The organism is Synechococcus sp. R55.4 (assembly GCF_047461935.1).
Classification (GTDB): Bacteria; Cyanobacteriota; Cyanobacteriia; order Thermostichales; family Thermostichaceae; genus Thermostichus.
In genome coordinates, this window is record NZ_JANSIF010000005.1 from 15108 (window position 1) to 36538 (window position 21431).

The following is a 21431-nucleotide window of genomic DNA, read 5'->3' on the forward strand; positions in this document are numbered from 1 at the left end:
TCTTATCAAATCAAAAGCGCTTGCCAGAGCGCTCCGGGTCGGGGAGAGCCCAGGGGTCGAGTGCAAGAGTGCTCAACAGGGGATTGCACAAACTAATGTGTTCCAGAATACGAGTCTCTGGAAGATCTGCACCAAACCCGGATTTGGATTCTGGTCTTTATGGGCAGCCAAGTCACAGGGGATTAACAACTCTCTAAGGTTCCCTAAAAAAGTATTGCAAAGGGCTCTTTTTTCGGGAATAGCTCCTATTCATCAAGTAAAGTTGATCTATTGCTAAAGGGGCTTGAACTCCCAACCTCTCATCCGTTTGGGCAAGAGCTTGAGGTTTTCAGCTCCGTTGGGCATCGTGCATCTGACATTCTCTACCCAGCAGGGGAGATGTGGATAGGTTGGTCTCTTACAACCCTTCCCTAGACACATTTTTGGGATCCCTGCGGCTCCTCAATCTCTGGGGAGGGAGCCCATCCTTTCTGGAGTCATTTTGAAAAATCAGATGGAAAAAGGAGAGATAGATGTTTACCCAATCTGCGTCTGATACCCTGGGGTTGGCACAACTGGATTTGGCGCAAATTCCGCGGCAGATCACCTGCGATGGCAGTGACTTGGATTGGAGCCAGGCCCTGGCCATCGAAGGGATCCAACCTGAAGAAGAAGCTTTACAGGCTTGGATGGCTTTCCGTGACCTGCGGGTGAACCAAGAGGCGGGCAACATTTTACGCTGGCAAGGGCGTCCGTTGCGGGCCAGCCGTATCCGCTTTTTCCCCAGGAATGTGGCTTGGCGCTATGGCTTCTCGTTTTCCACCAGCATCCGCTCGCCCCTTGGCAAAGGGATCCCGACCCCTGAGGAGTGGCGCTACCCGGGCCTCTGCCGCTACGGGATTGTGCTGTTTCAACCCAACGCCCAACTGGTGGCCCATCAGGTTTTCGAGTCCTCGCCAGAGCAGCCCCAAGAGGTGGATCTGGATCCCAACCTGGATATTGCCTTCAACATCAATGACGCCAAGGGCAGCTACGGCGACAATAGCGGCAGCTTCGATATTTACCTGCAGGTGGTGAGCTAGACTCACCCAACCCCAGGAGGGATCCCGGCTGATCGCGATAGCGGGACGGAGTCTTTGCAGGGCGGGTCAGGGGGCAGTTGCCGGGTGGGATCCCATCCCCTACAATGAGTGAACTGGTGGCTGGATCCCAGCTTGCCATTGCCCTTCCTGGCCCTGGAGAGGTGGCTGAGTGGTCGAAAGCGGCTTCCTGCTAAGAAGTTACGGGGCCCAAAAGCTCCGTCGAGGGTTCGAATCCCTCCCTCTCCGTTTCTGTAGTTGACCAAGAAAGCTGGGTTGCAAGCCCCGTCCTACCGCTGCGCGGCAGCAAGCTGAACAGGGCGGCTTTGTGCTATGGTGCTGGTTGAACTCCGCCAACTTGAATATGGCGCAGTGTCAACAGGAAAAGTATCTGCGAGTTCATCCCAGTAGTTGGGGTCATGGCATCCCCCATCACTCGCAAGGGTGGTGTGGCCCAGGAAGTGGGGATCATCCTGCGACCTGGGAAAGAATCCTTACCCTTTAGGGCAGGGAGAATGTCAACCTCGGTTGCAATTTCACCCCCTTCTGAGCGTTTATGTGGCAGGCGTGGCTTCTGAGTCAGTGGGGGGTGGCACTCTGGCTCAACCTGGCTCTGGTGGTGCTGGGTCTGCTGAGCCCTCAGAAAGCTCTGACGCGAGCAGGGGTCATCCACGCGGGCCTTCTGGGCTTGCTGGTGTGGGGGGGGCTGGGGGGGCGGGGCTACGCGGTGGTAGCTGCCTATTTTTTAGTGGGAACAGCCGTAACCAAACTGGGGATCCGGCGCAAGCAGGCGCAGGGGATCGCCGAAAAGCGAGAGGGGGCGCGAGGGCCGGAGAACGTCTGGGGATCCGCTTTAACCGGGGCAGTATGTGCGCTAGGATACGCTTTCTTCCCGCATCCCCTGTGGTGGTTGGGATACAGCGCCAGCTTTGCAGCGAAATTGGCCGATACCGTCAGCAGCGAGGTGGGGAAAGCCTATGGCCGCAAGACCTTTTTGATCACCACCTTCCAGTCCGTGCCGGCGGGCACAGAAGGAGCCGTGAGCCTAGAGGGATCCCTGGCGGGGGTGGCGGCAGCGGCAGGGATGGCCGGGTTGGCCTGGGGGATTGGCGGGGAGTGGGTGGGGGAAAGCCCATTTTGGTTGGGCATCTGCTGGCTGGCTGGGATCCTGGCCACCCTGGCGGAAAGCTGGATGGGAGTGGTGTTACAACCCCGTTTGGCCTGGATGACCAACGAAGTCGTGAACGGCATTCAAACAACTTTGGCCGCTCTTCTGGCGGCAGGGCTGGGATCCCTTATGGGCATCGGATCCTAGAAATAGGGTCACCATGAACTACCCCACCGTATAGGCAGATGGGGTTTCTAGTGCCCCATCCCCTTAACAGTGAGGTTTTTGTCCCTTCCTCTGTCCCAGTTGCTTCATAGACCCGCAGGTCTCTGAAGGAGTGCTGCAACATCCGAGACCAACGAGGCTGGTTCCCAACCCCGGTTGCCCGTTGACGGCAACGTTGTACATGACCATTACCGAACCACGGTCTCTATTGCCGTGCCACCGAGAACGGCCATACAAAGAAGTCAAGCCAGGAGGCTTGACCAAAAGGGGAGAAGCTCTCCCCTGGTGCTGGCCAGAACTTGACCGGGAACTGGCAAGACGCTCTCCTAGCGCAGGCCGCTGGGCTTGTAGACCAGGAAGCTGAGCACCTGGCACTGCTTGATGTTGTCGAACCCCACCACGCGAATAAAGCAGTTGGGGTAGGCGCTGCGGCAAGCCTGCACCTCACTGAGCACCTCCTGGGGAGAAGTGGCGCTGAACAGGGGCAGCTTCCACAGTGTCCAGTAGCGAACCGTCGGCTCAGAAGATTCGTTGAACTCTATGGCAGGGATATAGCCCTGATCCAAGATGTACTGCACCTGCTTGATGATCTGCAGATCCGTCAGCGGCGGCAGGTAGGAGAGAGTTTCGTAGCGGCGCTCTTTCGGTAAGGTTTGCATGATGGGTATCACTCCGTTTCGGGTCTAGGGTTTTGTGGGGGGGATCCCGCTTCTGGGTGGGTAACGGGTAGGGATCCTGTTGCTGAGGTGATCCGTTCTAGATGATTGCGGCGGTGCTCCATGTTGGCTTGCTGGATGCCAGCTTTGGCCATTTCCGGCAGGTAATCGACCACCTCCGCAGCAATGTGTTCACGAACGGTCATGATGCGATAGGCCAACTCAGGACGCTCAGCCAGCAAAGCCCGCAGGTAGGCTTCCCCATCCTGAAGGTTTTGCCGAGCGGAGAACTGCTGTAGCCAAAGAGCCCTGGGGGGATCTGTTTCGCTCAGTTGAGCCAGCACCGTGCGCATCGCCTGATAAGTCAGGTAGCTGATCAAGGTCTTGGCGGTGTCTTTGGCGATCTGTTTCAGATCCATTGCCGATCCAGGGAGGGAGCCAGTAGGGCAAGAGAGCCGTGGGGATCCCCTGCCCCCAGCAGATCTCTAGAGGGTGTCGACGGCCTTGAACTCGAACTTGATTTCCTTCCACAGCTCGCAGGCAGCCGCCAGCTCTGGCGACCACTTGGCTGCTTCCCGGATAATGTCGTTGCCTTCGCGGGCCAGATCTCGACCTTCGTTACGAGCTTGGATACACGCTTCCAAGGCCACCCGGTTGGCGGTTGCGCCCGGCGCGTTGCCCCAGGGGTGTCCCAAAGTTCCGCCGCCAAACTGCAGCACCGAGTCGTCGCCGAAGATTTCCACCAGCGCCGGCATGTGCCAAACGTGGATCCCACCGGAAGCCACCGGCATCACCCCTGGCATGGAAGCCCAATCTTGGGTGAAGAAAATGCCGCGGGAGCGATCGGCCTCTACGTAGTTTTCCCGCATGAGATCCACAAAGCCCATCGTGATGGCGCGGTCGCCTTCCAACTTGCCCACCACCGTCCCAGAGTGCAGGTGGTCGCCACCGGACATGCGCAAACACTTGGCCAACACCCGGAAGTGGATGCCATGGTTTTTCTGCCGGTCGATCACCGCGTGCATTGCCCGGTGGATGTGCAGCAGAATGCCGTTATCCCGGCACCACTTGGCCAAGCTGGTGTTGGCAGTAAAGCCGGCTGTCAAGTAGTCGTGCATGATGATGGGAGCGCCCAACTCCTTGGCAAACTCGGCCCGCTTGAACATCTCTTCACAGGTGGGCGCCGTTACGTTCAAGTAGTGGCCCTTGATCTCGCCGGTTTCCGCTTGGGCCTTGTGGACAGCCTCCATCACGAACAGGTAGCGATCCCGCCAGCGCTGGAAGGGCTGGGAGTTGATGTTTTCGTCGTCTTTGGTGAAGTCCAAACCGCCCCGCAGAGCTTCATACACGGCCCGCCCGTAGTTTTTGGCAGAAAGGCCCAACTTGGGCTTGATGGTGCAGCCCAGCAGCGGACGGCCATACTTATTCAATTTGTCCCGCTCCACCTGAATGCCATGGGGAGGGCCCTGGAAGGTTTTCAGGTAGGCCACCGGAATTCGTACATCTTCCAGCCGCAGCGCCTTTAGGGCCTTAAAGCCAAAAACGTTGCCCACAATCGAGGTGAGCATGTTGGTCACCGAGCCTTCCTCGAACAGATCCAGCGGATAGGCGACGAAGCAGAAGTACTGGTTGTCTTCGCCGGGAACCGGCTCGATGTCATAGCAGCGGCCTTTGTACCGATCCAAGTCGGTAAGCAAATCGGTCCATACCGTTGTCCAGGTGCCTGTCGAAGACTCAGCCGCCACAGCCGCCCCGGCCTCTTCGGGAGGAACACCCGGCTGAGGAGTAACCCGGAAACAGGCCAAGACATCGGTATCCTTGGGTGTGTAGTCGGGAGTGTAATAGGTGAGTCGGTAATCCTTCACCCCGGCTTGATAGCCGCTTTTGGATTGGGTTGCTGAGTAGGCCACGTTGATCTCCCTCTGAACGAATTACAGAACCAGAAAATGCCCTTCACGGATGCAACCAAGAGGAAAAACTCAGGGCCAAAACTCGAGACCGCCGAGTTTCCGTGAATAAGACCGCCCCACAACCATGAGGCCAAAGTTGGGCTTTAAGACACTCTTCATCCCGGCGGATGGAAGCCCTAAACCCTTCTTTTCGAGCGCCTTCAATCACTAGCTTCGACTCCCTGGATTTGCAAACCCAGCGGAAAGGAATTTATACAGCGCCTAAGCTAGAATCTCGGCAAACACAACTCTATATAGGTTTAATCCTAAGCTACCATCCGCAATAATGGGCTGATCATTACTTTCTTTATGAGTTTGATTAGTTTAATTAAAGTAAGACCCCCTGCTTCCCGCTGAGAATACAGATTTCTTTGGCTTTCTTAATATCCTTCGGGTGGGATCCCCGGCCAAAACCAAAAGCTCCCTTCTTTGAGGGAGCAGAGCAAACCCACCCGCAGGGCCTGGACGGTCAAGAAACGGCTGCCAGGGTTGGCTGGGGTCTCTTGCTGATCACCTGGTCGATAAGGCCGTACTCTTTGGCTTGTTCTGGGGTCATGAAGTTGTCGCGGTCGGTATCTCGTTCGATGCGCTCTAGAGGTTGACCGGTGTGGTAGGCCAGCAAGCTATTGAGGCTGTTTTTGATGAAGAGGATCTCTTTGGCCTGAATTTCAATATCGGTAGCTGGCCCCTGAGCTCCACCAAGGGGTTGGTGGATCATGATGCGGGCGTGGGGAAGGGCAATGCGCTTGCCTTTGGTGCCCCCTGCCAGCAGAAAGGCTCCCATGCTGGCAGCCAAACCAATGCAGATGGTGGAGACATCCGGCTGAATGTGCTGCATGGTGTCGTAAATGGCCATGCCAGCATAGACAGAGCCGCCGGGGGAGTTGATGTAGAGGTAGATGTCTTTTTCGGGGTCTTCCGATTCCAAGTAGAGCATCTGGGCCACAATCAGGTTGGCAATGTCGTCGTCCACCTGGGTGCCCAAGAAAATGATCCGATCCCGCAAGAGACGCGAGTAAATGTCAAAGGCGCGCTCGCCTCGCGCAGATTGCTCAATAACGGTGGGAATCATGCCAGTCCAAACGATGGGTCAGTCCTTACTAGTGTAGTCTAAGCCACCGGACGGATGCTTTGCTCAGGACGACTCACCGGCCCGCCTCCGTACGGGGCTCGATGGGGTGTGAGCCGGCTAGAACAGCAAAGAGACGGGTGGTTATGGCGGGATCCCTCTTCTTCTGGGATGTGGAACGGGTCTGAGGTGTGGCTCTTTGTGATGTGGTGAGGTGAAGCCAAGATGGACGTGATCCCAGATGAACCGATTGTAATTGCCAGCCTGCTGAGCCTGGCTTTGCTGGGGATCTTGATTCTGAACTTGGCAGGGCGTGGGTCTGGGGATGCAGATTAAAAGGTTGACAAGCTTACTTATCCTTCTTTAGGATTAGGATCGCCTTGTCGGAGAGCGCCCCCATCGTCTAGAGGCCTAGGACACATCCCTTTCACGGATGCGACAGGGGTTCGAATCCCCTTGGGGGTATTGGGTCAGAGTTATAAGATGAAGCCGTCAACAGGGGATCCCTGGCAGCGGTGACACCTTACTCAGACTTTACTCAGAGAGGCTTTGCCGCCACAAACCACTCCAGATACAAGCTGGGAGAGCGGGTCATCTGGGATCCCCATACAAGCGGCATGGGCAGCCAGCCAACTGCCACTCCGTCGAGGGGGATCCCTATTCCACCCTTACTCCTCAACAGGGGAAAAATCTCCAAAGCAGCGGCCTAGAAGGTTAGGCTTAGTTGTCCAATCGGCTACGGCTTGGGTTTGAGCAGACCTAGGGCCTGCCAGGATCAGGTGCTGGCCACCAGAGCTTCAGCCGGCGTGGCGGCGACCAACAGCTCATCTTTGATAAGCTCTGCCAGCTCCTGCAGTTGGCGAATCGCCTCTGCCCCTTCCAATTTCATAAGCTCCCGGTCATCCCGCATTTCTGTCCAGCTAATGGAGCATTCGGAAACCAAAAAGCGGATTAGGTGCCCCTCTCGTAAACTGACCATAAACGAGGCACTCTCGAAAGACGTACCACAGGTGTAGCAAGAGGCTGGGTAGCCCCGCTTCTCCAAAACGATGGCCAGAGCCTGCAAACTCATCACCAGATCTTGAACATAGCTGCGGTATTGTTCCGCCAACCGTGTGAACATCACACTCCTCCCTAACGGATTGGCACTTTTGGGGCTTAGCCTAGCTGCAAATGACCTAACTAGTAATTTATGCTTAGGACTAGGATTACATCTATCATAACAATCGACAATCCCTCAAGGAAGTGATTAAGGCCACAGAGTAGGCAAGGTCTACCTCAGTGAAATGTAGTATTCAACACTTCTCTTAACAAAGACATCAAAGTTTACTCCGAGTCAACACTCTTATCGACTGGGATCCTCACTCAGTGCTCGCCCAGTCTTTTCTCAAAATGGCTCAGCGGCTGCTCGCGTCATCAGGACAGTTGCCTCAAAGCTTTCTCTTGCAAGGGTCTCACCGATCGCGAAGTAAGACGCGGTCTTTTGACAAGAGACCGGCGGGAGTGTCAAGTGGGCCAAGGCTTGCAGACGAATGCAGATCAAGGTGGGTTCCCGCCCGATTATGCTGAGAAAATTCTCGGCATGGACAATTGAGAAGGAACGGCTCGATGCTGACACCTGTTGATCTGGAGAAACGAGTGGCTTATTTTCAGAGTCCCCAAGCCATTCGGGATCGCTGTCAGTTGCTATTTGAAAGGGTTTTGGCCGGTGAATCAGAGCATTTTCGCCTCGACCTGAACCGGCTGGGATCCGTAGCCGACTATGTGATCACCACAATGCGGGCCCATTATCCCAACGGGGAAATTCCCTTCCACAGCCGCTGGCAACATTTTCAGGTGGGATCCGGGGAGCGCCTAGCCCGTTTGGAAAATCGACTTAAAGACATGGATCCGCTGGAGCGGCTGCGATGCAAGTGGGATCTGGCCATCGTCAGCGTGTTGCTGGACGCAGGCGCAGGCTCTGCCTGGAAGTACTGGGATCCAGAAAGTCAGACGGTGGTGGGTCGTTCCGAAGGTTTGGCCTTGGCCAGTTTCGACTGGTTCTGGCAAGGTGGGTTTTCCAGCGATCCCCAGCAGCCTCTGCAGGTGGATGCGGCGGGCCTGGAGCGGATCACCTTGGCGGATTTGGCAGCAGCTTTCCAGGTGGGGCCGGAAAATCCTTTACTGGGACTGGAGGGGCGCTGGCAACTGCTGCAAAGGTTGGCACAAACTTTGCGGGCTCAACCTCATTACTTTGGATCTGGTCACAATCTTCCTCGTCCAGGCCGGTTGTGGGAAGCAATCCAACCCGAGGATCCCAGCCGTGGGATCAAAGCAGCACAGGTCTTCCAGGCAGTTCAGAGGGGGTTTAGCTCCATTTGGCCTGGGCGAGTCTCGCTGGCCGGGATCCCTCTGGGGGATGTCTGGCCCTATCCCCACCTGCCCCAAACGGAGCCGGGGAGCCATTGGGTGCCTTTTCACAAGTTGTCCCAATGGATGACCTATTCCCTGCTGGAGCCGTTGCAGCAGGAGGGGATCCCAATCGGGGGTTTGGATGAGCTGACGGGTTTGGCGGAGTATCGCAACGGGGGGTTGTTTGTGGATTTGGGGGTGATCCAACTTAAGCAGCCGGAGATTGGTCAGCAACCGTATCCTCCAGATTCGACGGTGATTGTGGAGTGGCGGGCCCTGACGGTGATTTTGCTGGATCAAGTTGCCTCCTTAATCCGGGAAAGACTGGGTTGCTCTGCCCAAGAGTTGCCCCTGGTGAAGATACTGCAAGGGGGAACCTGGACGGCAGGACGGCAAATAGCGGCCCAGCTTAGGCCAGATGCTTCTCCTCCCATCCAACTGCTCAGCGATGGCACGGTTTTTTAGGGATCCCCTTTCGAGATTCTTAAGAAGTTCTGTAATAATCTCAGGGCCAAATCAGGACGGGATCCCCAGTGCAGATGCAGGTACGAAGCGTGAAGGCGCTCGGTGGCCCATCCTTCCTGTTGAGGCTGGGCGGGGGATCCCCAGCCATAGATTGGGCTTGGGGAGATAGGGGTGCTGCGGGAGCGGTGAAATTCATGCCCGCGCAGGCGATCCCCAGCTGGCGCCAGCAGGGTTGGGCGCAAAACGGCAGCTGCGCGGTAGCCCAAACATAGCCGGTTGGCCATGTCTACTGTGATGGGCAACAGCCCGGCCATCGGGTAGGTCTTTCCCTGAAAATCGGTAAGGGATTGGCCCAGCACCATCAGTCCGCCGCACTCGGCGTAGAGGGGTGGGTGGGTGGGCGGGGGAGGTTGTTGGTTAATTCTCTCAGATAGAGGTGCTGCAAACAATTCCGGGAACCCTCCCCCCAGCAGCACGCCGTCGCAGGGATCCGGCGGCCATAGCCCCACCTGGAGGGGGGAATACTCCAGCAGCTCGGCTCCACAGGCCCGCAACAGATCCAAGTTGTCGGCGTAGTAGAAGTTAAAGGCGTGGTCTTGGGCCACCGCCACCCGTACCTGTTCGCAGCGGCGGGGCGGAGTCCTTTCGGTGAGAGGGGGGATCCCTGGCCACAGCTCTCCTACCGCTGGAGGAAGCCTCCGAATGAGGGGCAATAGGCTATCCCAATTGACGTGTTGCTCGGCCAGCTCGGCCCAGGCAGCTTGCCAGTGGGGGAAGTGATCCAGTTCTGAGACAGGCACCAACCCCAGGTGTCGGCTGGGCAACCGCAAATCCTCCCGCCGGGGAAACTGGCCCAAGACCGGGATCCCCGCTGCAGCCGCTGCCTGCTGCAAGATTTGTCCATGCCGCTCCGAGGCCACCCGGTTGAAAATCACCCCAGCAATGGAGAGGCGAGGATCCCAGCGGCTCAAGCCGTAGAGCAAAGCGGCCACCGTCGTTCCCATGCCGCTGCCATCGATCACCAGCACCACAGGGATCCCGAGCAGGCGGGCCACATGGGCGCTGCTGGCAAAAAAAGGCTCCGTTCCGCCCTCGGGGAGGGGCAGGGATCCCGGCGCTCGTCCATCGAAGAGGCCCATTACCCCCTCCACAATGGCTCCATCCTTGCCCTGGCAATGGTGGCGAAAGCAGCGCTGCACAAAGTCCTCGTCGGTCAAGAAGGGATCCAAAGTGCGACAGGGGATCCCGCTCACCGCCGTGTGAAACAGAGGATCAATGTAATCCGGCCCCACCTTGAAAGGTTGGATGCGCAGGCCCCGTCGCCTCAGAGCGGCCAACAGAGCCAGAGTGATGGTGGTTTTGCCGCTGCCGCTTGCTGCCGCCGCCAGCAGAATGGCCATCTTTCCTGCCCAAGGGTTAGAACTCGATGCCGATTTGCGCCTTGATCCCCTGGTCACGGAAGGGATGCTTGACCAAAGTCATCTCCGTCACCAGATCGGCTCGGTCGATCAACGCTGCCGGCGCGCCCCGCCCCGTCAAGATCAGGTGAACCCGCTCCGGTTTCTCCGCTAGCCCGGCCAACACCCTGTCCGGCGAGAGATATCCCAACTTGAGGGCGACATTGATCTCATCCAGAAGCACCAACTGAAACTCCCCGCTGGTGAACAGCTCCCGCCCCTTTTCCCAGGCCGCCTGTGCATGGGCGATGTCTCGCTCCCGGTCTTGGGTTTCCCAGGTAAAGCCCTCTCCCATGGCGTAAAAAGCTATTTTCCCCAGGCCCAGCTCTGGATGCTCGGCCAATTTCCGCAATAGCTTGGCTTCTCCTGGATCCCAGGCCCCCTTGATAAATTGCACCACCCCCACCGACAATCCCTGGCCGAGGGCGCGGAAGATCATGCCAAAGGCAGCCGTGGTCTTTCCCTTGCCCTGCCCGGTGTGTACGATGATCAAGCCCTTGTCATCTCGCATGCCCGACAGACGCTGCCGCTGCCGCTGCTGGCGTTTTTGCATTCTTTGGCGGTGCCGCCAGTTTGGGTCAGCCTCTGCGCCCGGTGAAGACTCCGCACCGCTATCGCAAGCGTCCTCAAGTTCTGTTGTCGAGAGGGGTTGGGATGCGGAAGCCGGTGCAGGCAAGCCAGACAGGGCGGGTTGGGCCATAATCAAAAGGAATCGAGATTCGCCACACAGGCTGAGGGGAACTGCACCACTGGCGCGACCGTCGGGGCAAACCCAAGTTCCCCACAGTGAACCGCCTTTATCCTAATCCGGTTTCATTCGGCTGGGATATGAGAGAACCGGCTGCCGCTTTCCGAGATAGCCTGCTAATGTACTGCTTCATCTGGGCAGTGCTGGCAATAGGGTGTTTTCAAGTCTTGCCCCGCATCCAAGTCGTATCTGCCGCCGAGTTGCAACCGTGGCTAGCGCCCAGCTACTTTGCAGGTCTGGGGGGATCCCTATTGGCAGCCTTGGGATCCCTGTTGGCCATCTCAGCCGAAACGACGCCAAATCCTGCCGACAAAAAGCATCTGCACCGCTTGGCTTGGGGATTGGGGACAGTTGGCTTTCTCGGCGTTCTCTCCCCCCTGGGCTTGGCCGGCGCATTCTTTCTCAAAGCCGCTCAGGGGACAGACTGGTGGCAGGGTCTGTTTGGCTGAAGCCGCCCACAGCTTATTTTTTTGACAAATGGGCGGAGGTTGGGGGTACTATAGGGACAAGTTCCGTTCTTTATCCAGAGCAGACTGAGGGACCAGGCCCAATGAAGCTGCGGCAACCCGGCGGAAGCCTCCGCTACGGTGCCAATTCCTGCGGTTAGTCAGTAACCGAAAGATAAAGGCAATAAAGTTTTCTCTAGAGGATAGCCCTCTTTGGCGGGGGACTTTTCTGGCAACTTTATCCTTTAGCAGCTCCCATAGCTCTGGTCGCGGCAGCGGGGCAAGGCCTTCGCGGCAGTGCTGGTGCGTCAGCGGTGCAGAACGCTTGCTGGTTGCTGGGCCTTTCCTCTGGCTGAGTTGGGGCTGGTGCGGAGCACCTGGGGATCCCTGGTTGGCTCTTTCTCCGACGGATAATGAACGAGCGGGTGAGCCTTGTTTTTTGTTCAGGTTCTCAGTTCTAGCTTTTAAGGAGAAGGTTCGTTGTCCAAGTCGTTTTTGTTTTCCTCGGAGTCGGTGACGGAGGGGCACCCCGACAAAATCTGCGATCAGATCTCCGATGCCATCGTGGATGCCCTCTTGACGGCGGATCCCCTCAGTCGGGTGGCCGCCGAGGTGGTGGTCAATACGGGCCTGGTTTTGTTGACCGGGGAGATCACCTCGCAAGCGCAGGTCAACTTCACCCGTCTGGTGCGGGACAAGGTGGCCGAAATTGGCTATACCGATGCCAAGAATGGGTTTTGTGCAGAAAGCTGCGCGGTGTTGGTGGCTTTCGATGAGCAATCTCCCGATATTGCCCAAGGGGTGAATGTGGCCCTGGAAAGTCGCGGCTCCCAGGAAGATCAATTCGACTTGGTCGGGGCCGGGGATCAGGGGTTGATGTTTGGCTTTGCCTGCGATGAAACTCCCGAGTTGATGCCCTTGCCCATTAGCTTGGCCCACCGCCTCAGCCGCCAGTTGGCCACGGTTCGCAAAAACGGCACCCTGCCCTATCTGCGCCCGGATGGCAAAACGCAGGTGACTGTGGCCTATGAGGAAGGTCGCCCGGTGGGCATTCACACCCTGCTCATCTCCACCCAGCACACGCCCACGATTGGCGCCATTACGGAAGAGGCGGCGGTGCAAGAGCGGATCCGCGCCGATCTCTGGGAGGCAGTGGTCACGCCGGTGTTTGCCGAGCTGCCCATCAAGCCGGATAGCCACACCCGCTTCCTCACCAATCCCACCGGCAAGTTTGTCATCGGCGGCCCTCAGGGAGATGCGGGCCTGACCGGACGCAAGATCATCGTCGATACCTACGGCGGCTATTCTCGCCATGGGGGCGGGGCCTTCTCCGGCAAGGATCCCACCAAGGTGGATCGCAGCGCTGCCTATGCGGCTCGTTACGTGGCCAAGAACATCGTGGCAGCTGGCTTGGCGCAAAAATGTGAAGTGCAGGTGAGCTACGCCATTGGGGTAGCCCGCCCCATCAACATTTTGGTGGAAACCTTTGGCACAGGGCGCATCCCCGACGAAGAGCTGTTGCGGCTGGTGCAGCGCCACTTCGATCTGAGGCCGGCAGCCATTTTGGCCCAGTTCCAACTGCGGGAGCTGCCCCGCCAACGGGGGGGACGCTTCTACCAAAATGTAGCGGTCTATGGTCACTTCGGGCAAACTCACCTGGATCTGCCCTGGGAGCGCACCGATAAAGCCGCTCTGCTGCGGGAGGAGGCTCTTGCCAAGGCGACTGCCCTCTTGGCCTAAGAGGGGATCACTAAGACGGCCTGCTGCCTCAATGCTTGCCCTGGTGCAGTTGCTTAACCAGGTGGGGTAGCTCCGGCAGGATCAGGCTGCGCATAGCCAGTTGCACGGCTGCTGGGGAGCCAGGCATGGAAAAGATCAAGCACTTTCCGTGGATCCCGGCGATGGCCCGAGAGGCGATGGCCCGACTGCCGACCTGGGCGTAGCTGAGCTGACGGAAGATCTCGCCAAAACCGGGCAAGGTTTTCTCTAAGAGAGCCTCAATGGCGTCATAGGTGGTGTCGCGGGGGGCGATGCCTGTGCCGCCATTCAACAGGATCACCGGCAGGGATCCGGCCCAATCCTGAACCTGCTCTCGAATGAGCTGCGGTTCATCTCGGAGAATGCAATACCTCTCCACCCGGTGGCCGGATTCCTGGAGGGCTGTGCAGATGAACTGGCCGCTGTGGTCGGTTTCAGGGGTGCGTGTGTCGCTGACGGTGATCACCCCACAGGGCAAGGAGGCAATGTGCTCTGCACCGCTGTCGCGATCAAGGGGAAAGGTCATGGCGGGGATCCCTGAGGAAAAGGTGGCAAACCCATCAAGACTGTCCCTGAGGAGGCTCGGCAGGAGTTGGCGGGTCAACGACCATCTGCGGAATCTCCGGGAATGTGCTCTGCACCTCTGTCGCGAACGATGAGGACTCTGTCCCACCGGCACGAGGGGACTGGGCGAGCAGGCGGCGCAGCTTGGGGGGAAGCTCCTGCAACTGCTCCAACAACAAGTTTAGAGATATGGCCGGTTCTCGGGAAAACAGGGATCCTGCGAGGGGTACCGGCGGCAACGGAGAACAGGCAAGGGCAGCCGAAGCCAAAGAGCGGATCAGCTCCTGCTGCTCCTGCCAAAGGAACTGGCCGATTTCTGGGGGAAAGGTAAGATGAGGAGAGCCGCGACGCTGCCAAAGGCGGAGAAGCTGCTCCACAGAGGTGGCCTTGTACCGCCCCTGGTAGAGGGCTTCCAGCAAAGCCACCGGGATCCAACGGGCCGGGAACGACTGATCCCAGCGCTCCACCCAAACCTGGCCGGGTTGACCTTCCAGTTCAAACCCATAGTGCTCCAGAAAGGTGGCAGGATCCATCAAACCACCCTGGCCCAATGAAACTTAACCCCAAGCTAACCCAGAGGGACTGACGAGAAATCAGGCTCCTCTTTCCGGGATCCCTGAGGAAACTCTCGCTCAAGAATACCTCAACTGGCTTTCTGTGAAGCTCCTATGAAGGGAAAGCTCGGGAAGGTCGTGTTCTCCCTCAATGGGCTCCGCACCGCTGACGCGAACGGCGCAAACACCACACGGCTCCAGGTACGTCGGCTTCCCCCTCTCGTCTTAGGGTGAAGTTTTGGTGGTAGACGGGATCCAACCCTGCTTGTTCTGCCTGCTGCAGCACGTAAGATGGGGAGTGGGCAAAGCGCCCCGTCGTGGATCCCAGCTCGTAGCCGGGGGCGGATCCCACCTCGACGGTAAAGGCCAAAAGCCCGCCGGCATTCAACACCCGAGCGCAGGCAGGAAAGACCTGGGCCAGATCCCCCAGGTAGATGAACACATCTGCCGCCAGGATCAAGTCGTAGCGTTCTGAGGTCTGGTGCAGCAGCTCCAGCAAGTCCCCCTGAACCAGGTGGTCGTAAATGCCCTTGTGTTGGGCGATTTCCAGCATGCGGGCAGAGAGATCCACGCCCCACAACTGCTTGACATAGGGGCGCACCTGGGCTCCTGCCAAGCCCGTACCACAGCCCAAGTCCAGCGCCCGCTCAAACTGAGGAGGCGATCCCTGCGCTGCTGCCACCGCCAGGATCCCTTGCCGCAAAGCCTCTGGTCCCTGGTAGTTCAACTTCTCCAACAAATGCTGCTCGAACCGAGGTGCATATTCGTCGAACAGGCGGCTGACCCAAGCCGGAGGCGTTCTGTCGGGCAGGGGCAGCTCCCCCAGAATGGCCAGCATGTAGCGGGCATCGCTGTGTTCAGGCTGCAAGGAGAGCGCCCGCCGAAACCAGGGACTGGCCGCCTCTGGTTGTCCCTGCTTCCAGAAGCACATGCCGATTTGATAGGGGATATCCGCTTCCTGCTGGGATCCCTGCCAAGCCTGCAAGTAGTGGGCCACCGCCGCCACGAATTCTCCCCGCATCTGCAGCAGATCGGCCAACCCCACCCGTGCCATCAGCAGTTGCGGATCCCGGTTCAGGGCTTGCTCAAACAACAATTGCGCCTGCTTTTTCTCCCCCATCTGCCGCAACACCCTCCCCAGCAGCGCATGAACCTCAGCGGCTAAGCTGGCCGGCGCAGCAGGTGGACAGCTCACAATGGCCTGCTGGTAGTGCAGCATGGCGGCGGGGTAGCGACCGGCTCCTTCCTCGATTTGTCCCAACAGAGCGTGGGCCTGAACCCAGGCGATGGCTGCTTCGGGATCAGACAGGTCGGCGGCATTCGAATGGGATCCCCGCTGGGCAGTCCCAACAGGAGCTGAGCCGGCACCCGAGAGGAGCTGCTCACAAATTTGCCGACAACGGGCCCAGTCACCTTGCCGGAAATGGACTGCCGCCTGACGGATCTGTTTTGAGAGGGACGGCTGCGCCGCTTTTCCAAAACCTTTGCCTTTGACCATTCCTGCGGTGCATCCCCCGATTTCTTGGGGGCCTGAGTTGCCAGCACCCTTTCAGGATAGGGCCTCTCTCAGCCGACGGCTGCCATGGCTTTCAGGCCCTTCAAAATCAGGTAGTCCAAAATGCTGGTGTTCTCCTCGCCGCGGTAGTTAAAATTGGAGCGCACCAACCACAGCCCCTTCTGAGTGCGGCAACAGAGGTTCAACAGCGTGCGGGCCAAAATGCGTTGACGCGCCTGTAAATCCCGCCCTGCATCGAAAACCTCCCCGTCCCACTCCGGCGTCAGCACACGGCTATTGTAGAGCACATGCCACAAAGAGCGGGACCAACTGGGGCTGGTGATATCAAACCAAAATTGGTAATCGGCCTCCAAACCCCGATTGATATAGGCCACCGGAGTTGCAACTACCAAGTAGCGGGAATAATCGGGTTCGAAGCGGCTGCTGCTGGGGGTTTGTCCCGAGCGGATCATGGCCAAAAAGGCGGGATCCCCTTCGGCAGGGAAGGCCTGACGAAACCGTTGTGCCGCTTCCATCAATACGCGCAGCAGCTCTTGATCCTGAGGGGAAGCAATCACCGAGGCCAAGTGATCGGCAAAAAACTGCTGGAAGAAAGCGGCCAATGAAGGGCCGGGACGATAGCCGCGCAGCCAATCGAACAGTCGCTGGTAGCGCTCCAGGTTGGCAAACCCCACCCGCTCCGGCTGCCGTACTGCTGTTCGGGGACGCAGAGAACGCCCCACCGGATCCCAGGTATCTTCGGCCAACAGAGCCGCCCGGATGGGATCCAGCCCCAGCACCCAGCTCAACATCAGCCGCCAAGCCGGCAAAGTAGGAAAAGCGCCCCACTCAGGGTGAGCCAATTCTGCTGCCGTCAGCACCGCCCGCACCAAAGGATAGCGGATCAAGGCCGGGAAGGGGGCAATCGGCAAAACCGGCACTTCCGACAACTGCTCCTGCAAGCTCAGGCTCACCCCCGCATCCATACGGGGCAGCAAAACAGCGATGCGATGGGCCGGGATCCCGGCCCCCAAAAGCCGGCGAATTTGGGCAACCATCACCTCCACTGCCGCAAACTGGGTCTCTTCCTCCAGCGTTTGCACCAGCGGCAGTCCTCCCCCCTGCGGCTCGGGCAGCGGATGAGAAAACTGGGGATCCAACACCCGCGCAATCTGCACCCCCAAGCGGATCATGCCTGCTGAAGCGCGATGGCTCCCCTCCAGAAACCGAACCTGCGTTTTTGCCATCAAGAAGTCAGCTACTGCCTCTGGGATCCCGGTCAAGGAAACCCCACCACCAAGGGTGTAGCTGAAAAATTGACTTTGCAGATGGGATTGCCCCTGCCGGTAAAACTCCAGCGCCACGGCACAACTGTCTTCCGCCTGATCCACAATCAGGTGATCCCACTCTTGCCAAAACTCCGCCAGCGGCAGGATGTGTTCGCCAAACAGCCGAATTTGCAGGCCAAAATCCAAGGATCCCAACCGAAGCGCTGCCTCCCACAGCCGCCCCACACAGCAGCCCATTGCCTGTAAGGCCTCTGCCCGCCGTGGATCCGCCTCTTCCGGCCAAGCCCTGGCCAGCCGGGATCCCACCACCTCTGCCGGCAAACCCGAAGCCCCCGCAATATAAGCAGCACTGCTGATCTGATCCCAGATCTGGAACTCCTTGAGCCCGACCCCGGCAAAGGCTTCCCCATGCCGAGGGCACAAAGCGCAGGCTCGTTCGCAGAGAAATTGAGTGAGATCTTTGGCCAAGGGGATCGGCTCCAACGAGCGTGGCAACTGGGGGACACGCTCACACACCTGTGGCCAATGATCGGCCAACGAGCGTCCCACCCGCTGCAAGAACGTTTCGATCCGCCACGGCCCCACCAAGCCCGAACTGGACTGCTGCAAGCGCCGCAGCACCTCATCCGCTTGCCGTTGACTCCGCACCAAAAACAAGACCCGGCCCGGATCGGCTCCTGCCTGCAACAAACTTCGATAGTGATCCACACAAGCCTGGGTCAGCCCACTGCCTGCCCAGCCCATCACACTTTGGAAGGGAGATGGCTTCCCCCGCCAATGGCTCTTTTCTTCCACTTGAGCTGCCCTTACCCTCTCCGGCCTCTCCAACCAACCCATTTTCTCAGCAAAAGTCTGGACAAACGGGCCTTCGCTTCATTATGATTGTTTTCCGTTGCCAACTGAGTCCATCCGCTTTGGCGACCCGGCGCGCTGCTACCCCAGATACTGCCTCTTTGCAGGCAAGTCTGAGCAGCTCTTAGCAAAAGCAGTTTGGCGTGTAACTTTGGGGTGAACTAGGCGAGAGGATCAGCGTTGCCGATGCTGATCTTAGGCTCTGGGGACAGGGATCCCTGATTCTCCCTGCCTCGCTTTTTCGCCTGAGTTGGAAGACTCAGCCTTGTTCTGAGCTTTCTGCTGCCACGCTGTTGCTGTATGTCTATCCATCCGGCTGACTGAGCCATTGGCCTACAGCCCGCTTCGCGAAAGGTCGGCTGATTGTCGGAGTGAGTCGGCTCTGAATTGATGAAAGCGAGTCGTGCAGGCTCGATTGGAGGTTCTTGTGGCACTTGGCATCCTTGGAAGAAAAGTCGGCATGACCCAGATCTTCTCACCAGAGGGGCTGGCCATTCCGGTTACCGTCGTACAGGCGGGGCCTTGCACCGTGACCCAGATCAAAACCCAGGCCACAGACGGCTACAACGCCATTCAGTTGGGCTACTTGCCCACCACTGAAAAGCATCTCACGCGGGCGCAGCGGGGCCACCTCACCAAAGCGGGGGTGACAGAGCTGCTGCGCCACCTGCGAGAGTTTCGCGTTGATCAGCCGGAAGCTTACCAATTGGGGCAGAAAATTACCGTCGAGATGTTTTCCCCCGGCCAGTTGGTGGATGTGGCAGGTACCTCCATCGGGCGAGGGTTTGCCGGCTATCAAAAGCGCCACCACTTCGGTCGTGGCCCCATGTCCCACGGCTCCAAAAACCACCGCCGACCGGGTTCCATTGGCGCCGGCACAACCCCAGGCCGCGTGTTTCCGGGGATGCGCATGGCAGGGCGGCTGGGAGGTGGCCGAGTCACCACCCGCAAATTGCAGTTGGTGCAGGTGGATCCGGAGCGGGATCTGTTGGTGATTAAGGGCTGCGTGCCCGGCGTAGAAGGAGGGCTGCTGGAGATCACCCCTGCCAAGCAGGTGGGCAACAAGCGTTAGGGGAGGGATCCCTGGGTGAAACCAAGGTTGACCGGCATCCGCAAAGACGAGGAAACCATGGCAAGTTGTGTGGTGAAAAATTGGCAAGGGGAAACGGTGGGCAGCGCGGAGCTGAGCCTCAAAGTTGCTCGTCCCGAAACAGCCGCCCACATTCTCTATCTGGCACTTCGCCGGCAGATGACCAATGCTCGTCAGGGCAACGCCCACACCAAGACCCGAGCTGAGGTGCGCGGCGGCGGTCGCAAGCCTTGGAAGCAGAAAGGCACCGGTCGGGCCCGTGCCGGCTCCATCCGCTCCCCACTTTGGCGCAAAGGGGGGGTGATCTTCGGCCCCCGCAAGCGGGAATACAACCTGGCCATGAACCGCAAAGAACGGCAACTGGCCCTGCGCACCGCTCTGCAAAGTCGGGTGGAAGACCTGATCGTCGTGGAGGATTTCCAGGAGCAGCTCAACCCGCCCAAAACCCGTGCTGTGGCCCAGGCTTTGCTGCGCTGGGGGGTGATGGAAGATCAATCGGCTCTGCTCATCGTTGCCGAACGCTCGGAAGCCGTAGAGCGGGCCGTGCGCAACATCGCCCGCGTTAAGCTGATCGGCCTGGATCAGATCAACGTTTTCGATCTGCTCAACGTCGATTGGGTGCTGATCACCGTTTCTGCCCTAGAGCAGCTCAAGGCCCGTTGGGGATCCGACGCCGCGCCGGCAGTTCTGGAGAGGCCCTCTGAGACTGCGCCTCAGGCCGACCTAGCCGGAGATCAGGCCCTGCCCGGAGATGGGCCGGAAGATCAGGCCGTTCCAGAAAGCGAACACGAGGAAGCAGAGCAAACCCCAGCCCAACCTGAGGCCCAGGAAAACCAAGCTGACCTTCAAGGACGTCCAGCAGATCCGCAGGGGCCAGAAGAGCAAACCGAAGAGCCCCAAGATCCAGCAGAAGAACTGGCTCAAGGAGCAGAGCCGTCAACGGTAGAAGAGGCCGAAGCAGCCCCAGCAGAGGAGGAAAGCGATGACTGAGAGCAAGCGGATCCTGGCCGACGTCCTGTTGCGCCCCGTCATCACCGAAAAGGCAACCGCCTTGATGGAGCAGCGCAAATATGTCTTTGAAGTGCTGCCCACCGCCACCAAGCCGCTCATCCGAGCTGCCGTCGAAGAAATGTTCCGCGTGCGAGTTACTTCCGTCAACACCCTGAAGCTCCCGCGCAAGCAACGGCGGGTGGGCCGCTTCGTTGGCTATCGCACCCGTCCCAAGCGAGCCATCGTGACCTTGGCGGAGGGAGATTCCATCACCCTCTTCCCGGACACCTAACCCCCCTTTTTGAGTTGTTGTCATCCCATCCCCCACCCCTACCCGAGCCATGGGCATTCGTACTCTCCGACCTTACACCCCCAGCACCCGTCACATGACGGTCTCTGACTTCGAGGAGCTGTCCCGTGACGAGAACGGCAAGCGGCCCAGACCGGAAAAGTCGCTGCTGCAATTTATTCACCGCAAGAAAGGGCGCAACAACCGTGGCGTCATCACCTGCCGGCACCGCGGTGGTGGCCACAAGCGGCTTTACCGCATCATCGACTTCCGCCGTGACAAGCGGGGGATCCCGGGGACCGTCAAAACCGTCGAGTACGATCCCAACCGCAGTGCCCACATCTGCTTGGTGGAATACGAAGACGGAGAGAAACGCTACATCCTCGCTCCCCGCAACCTAGAGGTGGGATCCACCATCATGGCCGGGCCAGAGGCCCCCTTTGAGATCGGCAATGCCATGCCCCTGGAGCGGATCCCCTTGGGAACGGTGGTTCACAATGTGGAGCTGTATCCCGGTCGCGGCGGGCAGATCGTTCGCGCCGCCGGGGCTGGCGCTCAAGTGGTGGCCAGAGAAGGCAAATATGTCTCCCTCAAGCTGCCCTCCGGCGAAGTCCGCATGATCCGCGGCGAGTGCTACGCCACCATCGGCCAACTGGGCAACGTTGACCACAACAACATCAGCCTGGGCAAGGCGGGTCGTAGCCGTTGGTTGGGGCGCCGTCCCAAGGTGCGTGGCTCGGTGATGAACCCTGTGGATCATCCCCATGGCGGCGGGGAAGGGCGAGCCCCCATAGGCCGCAGTACCCCTGTCACCCCTTGGGGCAAGCCCACCCTGGGGTACAAGACCCGCAAACGCAACAAGCCCAGCAACAAATTCATCGTGCGCGGTCGCCGTCGCGGAGGCCGCCGGGACAAGGGCGGAAGGGCTGCTCAGTAGCCGCTGGCCATTCGCTCCCCGAAGCTTTTTCGACAGTGAAT

General features: G+C 58.9%; 19 protein-coding genes, 2 tRNA genes, 1 pseudogene and 1 riboswitch. Of the genes and pseudogenes, 11 read left to right on the forward strand and 11 right to left on the reverse strand.

Translation table 11 applies throughout. The features are described from left to right. The first annotated feature begins 512 nt into the window (after positions 1-512). The 3 genes from NW842_RS01925 (at position 513) to NW842_RS01935 (ending at position 2373) form a co-directional block, all read left to right on the forward strand. The gene (locus tag NW842_RS01925; RefSeq protein WP_011433891.1) at positions 513-1061 is read left to right on the forward strand and encodes a hypothetical protein; all 549 of its coding nucleotides are present in this window, start codon (positions 513-515) and stop codon (positions 1059-1061) included. Positions 1062-1216: 155 nt separating this feature from the next. After that, a tRNA-Ser gene (locus tag NW842_RS01930) sits at positions 1217-1307 on the forward strand. Positions 1308-1614: 307 nt separating this feature from the next. Further along, complete coding sequence (locus NW842_RS01935; RefSeq protein ID WP_414374553.1) at positions 1615-2373, forward strand: TIGR00297 family protein; 759 nt, start codon at positions 1615-1617, stop codon at positions 2371-2373. Positions 2374-2717: 344 nt separating this feature from the next. Here the strand turns inward: NW842_RS01935 and NW842_RS01940 are convergent, their stop codons facing one another. From NW842_RS01940 to clpP, 4 genes are all read right to left on the reverse strand, one after another. Continuing rightward, entirely contained in the window at positions 2718-3050 is a 333-nt protein-coding gene (locus NW842_RS01940) for a ribulose bisphosphate carboxylase small subunit (protein WP_011434136.1), read from the reverse strand. An 8-nt stretch (positions 3051-3058) separates the two neighbouring features. Next, complete coding sequence (rcbX, locus tag NW842_RS01945; protein ID WP_414349604.1) at positions 3059-3466, reverse strand: RuBisCO chaperone RbcX; 408 nt, start codon at positions 3464-3466, stop codon at positions 3059-3061. A 66-nt stretch (positions 3467-3532) separates the two neighbouring features. Beyond that, positions 3533-4957, reverse strand: coding sequence for a form I ribulose bisphosphate carboxylase large subunit (locus NW842_RS01950; protein WP_011434138.1), 1425 nt, complete (start codon positions 4955-4957; stop codon positions 3533-3535). Between the two features lie 508 nt (positions 4958-5465). Then, positions 5466-6068 carry an ATP-dependent Clp endopeptidase proteolytic subunit ClpP gene (clpP, locus tag NW842_RS01955; protein WP_011434140.1) on the reverse strand — a complete coding sequence of 201 codons (603 nt, stop codon included), beginning with the start codon at positions 6066-6068 and terminating at the stop codon, positions 5466-5468. Between the two features lie 389 nt (positions 6069-6457). Here clpP and NW842_RS01960 point away from each other — a divergent pair. Next, a tRNA-Glu gene (locus tag NW842_RS01960) sits at positions 6458-6530 on the forward strand. 310 nt (positions 6531-6840) lie between these two features. On the opposite strand, the gene NW842_RS01965 is transcribed toward NW842_RS01960, so the two are convergent. Then, the gene (locus NW842_RS01965; protein WP_011434143.1) at positions 6841-7188 is read right to left on the reverse strand and encodes a DUF1815 family protein; all 348 of its coding nucleotides are present in this window, start codon (positions 7186-7188) and stop codon (positions 6841-6843) included. A gap of 485 nt (positions 7189-7673) precedes the next feature. Here NW842_RS01965 and NW842_RS01970 point away from each other — a divergent pair, with 485 nt between their 5' ends. Continuing rightward, entirely contained in the window at positions 7674-8921 is a 1248-nt protein-coding gene (locus tag NW842_RS01970) for a URC4/urg3 family protein (protein WP_414417372.1), read from the forward strand. On the opposite strand, the gene NW842_RS01975 is transcribed toward NW842_RS01970, so the two are convergent. Further along, positions 8918-10321 (reverse strand): cobyrinate a,c-diamide synthase, encoded by a 1404-nt coding sequence (locus NW842_RS01975; RefSeq protein WP_414417373.1) that lies wholly within the window; start codon positions 10319-10321, stop codon positions 8918-8920. The genes NW842_RS01970 and NW842_RS01975 overlap by 4 nt on opposite strands. Positions 10322-10337: 16 nt before the next feature. Next, the gene (cobO, locus tag NW842_RS01980; RefSeq protein WP_414417374.1) at positions 10338-10931 is read right to left on the reverse strand and encodes a cob(I)yrinic acid a,c-diamide adenosyltransferase; all 594 of its coding nucleotides are present in this window, start codon (positions 10929-10931) and stop codon (positions 10338-10340) included. A 275-nt stretch (positions 10932-11206) separates the two neighbouring features. Between cobO and NW842_RS01985 the strand changes: the two genes are divergently transcribed. Further along, entirely contained in the window at positions 11207-11575 is a 369-nt protein-coding gene (locus NW842_RS01985; protein ID WP_011434147.1) for a hypothetical protein, read from the forward strand. Positions 11576-11642: 67 nt separating this feature from the next. Next, positions 11643-11754, forward strand: a riboswitch (SAM riboswitch). A gap of 298 nt (positions 11755-12052) precedes the next feature. Then, positions 12053-13312 carry a methionine adenosyltransferase gene (gene metK, locus NW842_RS01990; protein WP_414349600.1) on the forward strand — a complete coding sequence of 420 codons (1260 nt, stop codon included), beginning with the start codon at positions 12053-12055 and terminating at the stop codon, positions 13310-13312. A 28-nt stretch (positions 13313-13340) separates the two neighbouring features. On the opposite strand, the gene NW842_RS01995 is transcribed toward metK, so the two are convergent. From NW842_RS01995 to NW842_RS02010, 4 genes are all read right to left on the reverse strand, one after another. Beyond that, complete coding sequence (locus NW842_RS01995; RefSeq protein ID WP_414374546.1) at positions 13341-13856, reverse strand: MogA/MoaB family molybdenum cofactor biosynthesis protein; 516 nt, start codon at positions 13854-13856, stop codon at positions 13341-13343. 34 nt (positions 13857-13890) lie between these two features. After that, a complete protein-coding gene (locus NW842_RS02000) occupies positions 13891-14427 on the reverse strand; it encodes a hypothetical protein (protein WP_414355955.1) in 537 nt (178 codons plus the stop codon). Positions 14428-14596: 169 nt separating this feature from the next. Continuing rightward, entirely contained in the window at positions 14597-15946 is a 1350-nt protein-coding gene (locus NW842_RS02005; RefSeq protein WP_414355954.1) for a methyltransferase domain-containing protein, read from the reverse strand. Between the two features lie 68 nt (positions 15947-16014). Next, positions 16015-18027, reverse strand: a complete 2013-nt coding sequence (locus tag NW842_RS02010) for a hypothetical protein (protein WP_414417375.1) — start codon at positions 18025-18027, stop codon at positions 16015-16017. A 484-nt stretch (positions 18028-18511) separates the two neighbouring features. Here NW842_RS02010 and rplC point away from each other — a divergent pair, with 484 nt between their 5' ends. The 4 genes and pseudogenes from rplC (at position 18512) to rplB (ending at position 21390) form a co-directional block, all read left to right on the forward strand. Next, positions 18512-19156, forward strand: a complete 645-nt coding sequence (rplC, locus tag NW842_RS02015) for a 50S ribosomal protein L3 (protein ID WP_414349597.1) — start codon at positions 18512-18514, stop codon at positions 19154-19156. Between the two features lie 57 nt (positions 19157-19213). After that, positions 19214-19840 (forward strand): annotated as a pseudogene (gene rplD, locus NW842_RS02020) (50S ribosomal protein L4); the annotation flags it as partial. A gap of 316 nt (positions 19841-20156) precedes the next feature. Beyond that, the gene (locus NW842_RS02025; protein ID WP_414330452.1) at positions 20157-20456 is read left to right on the forward strand and encodes a 50S ribosomal protein L23; all 300 of its coding nucleotides are present in this window, start codon (positions 20157-20159) and stop codon (positions 20454-20456) included. Positions 20457-20505: 49 nt separating this feature from the next. Beyond that, positions 20506-21390, forward strand: coding sequence for a 50S ribosomal protein L2 (gene rplB / locus NW842_RS02030; protein ID WP_414413740.1), 885 nt, complete (start codon positions 20506-20508; stop codon positions 21388-21390). Positions 21391-21431 lie beyond the last annotated feature (41 nt).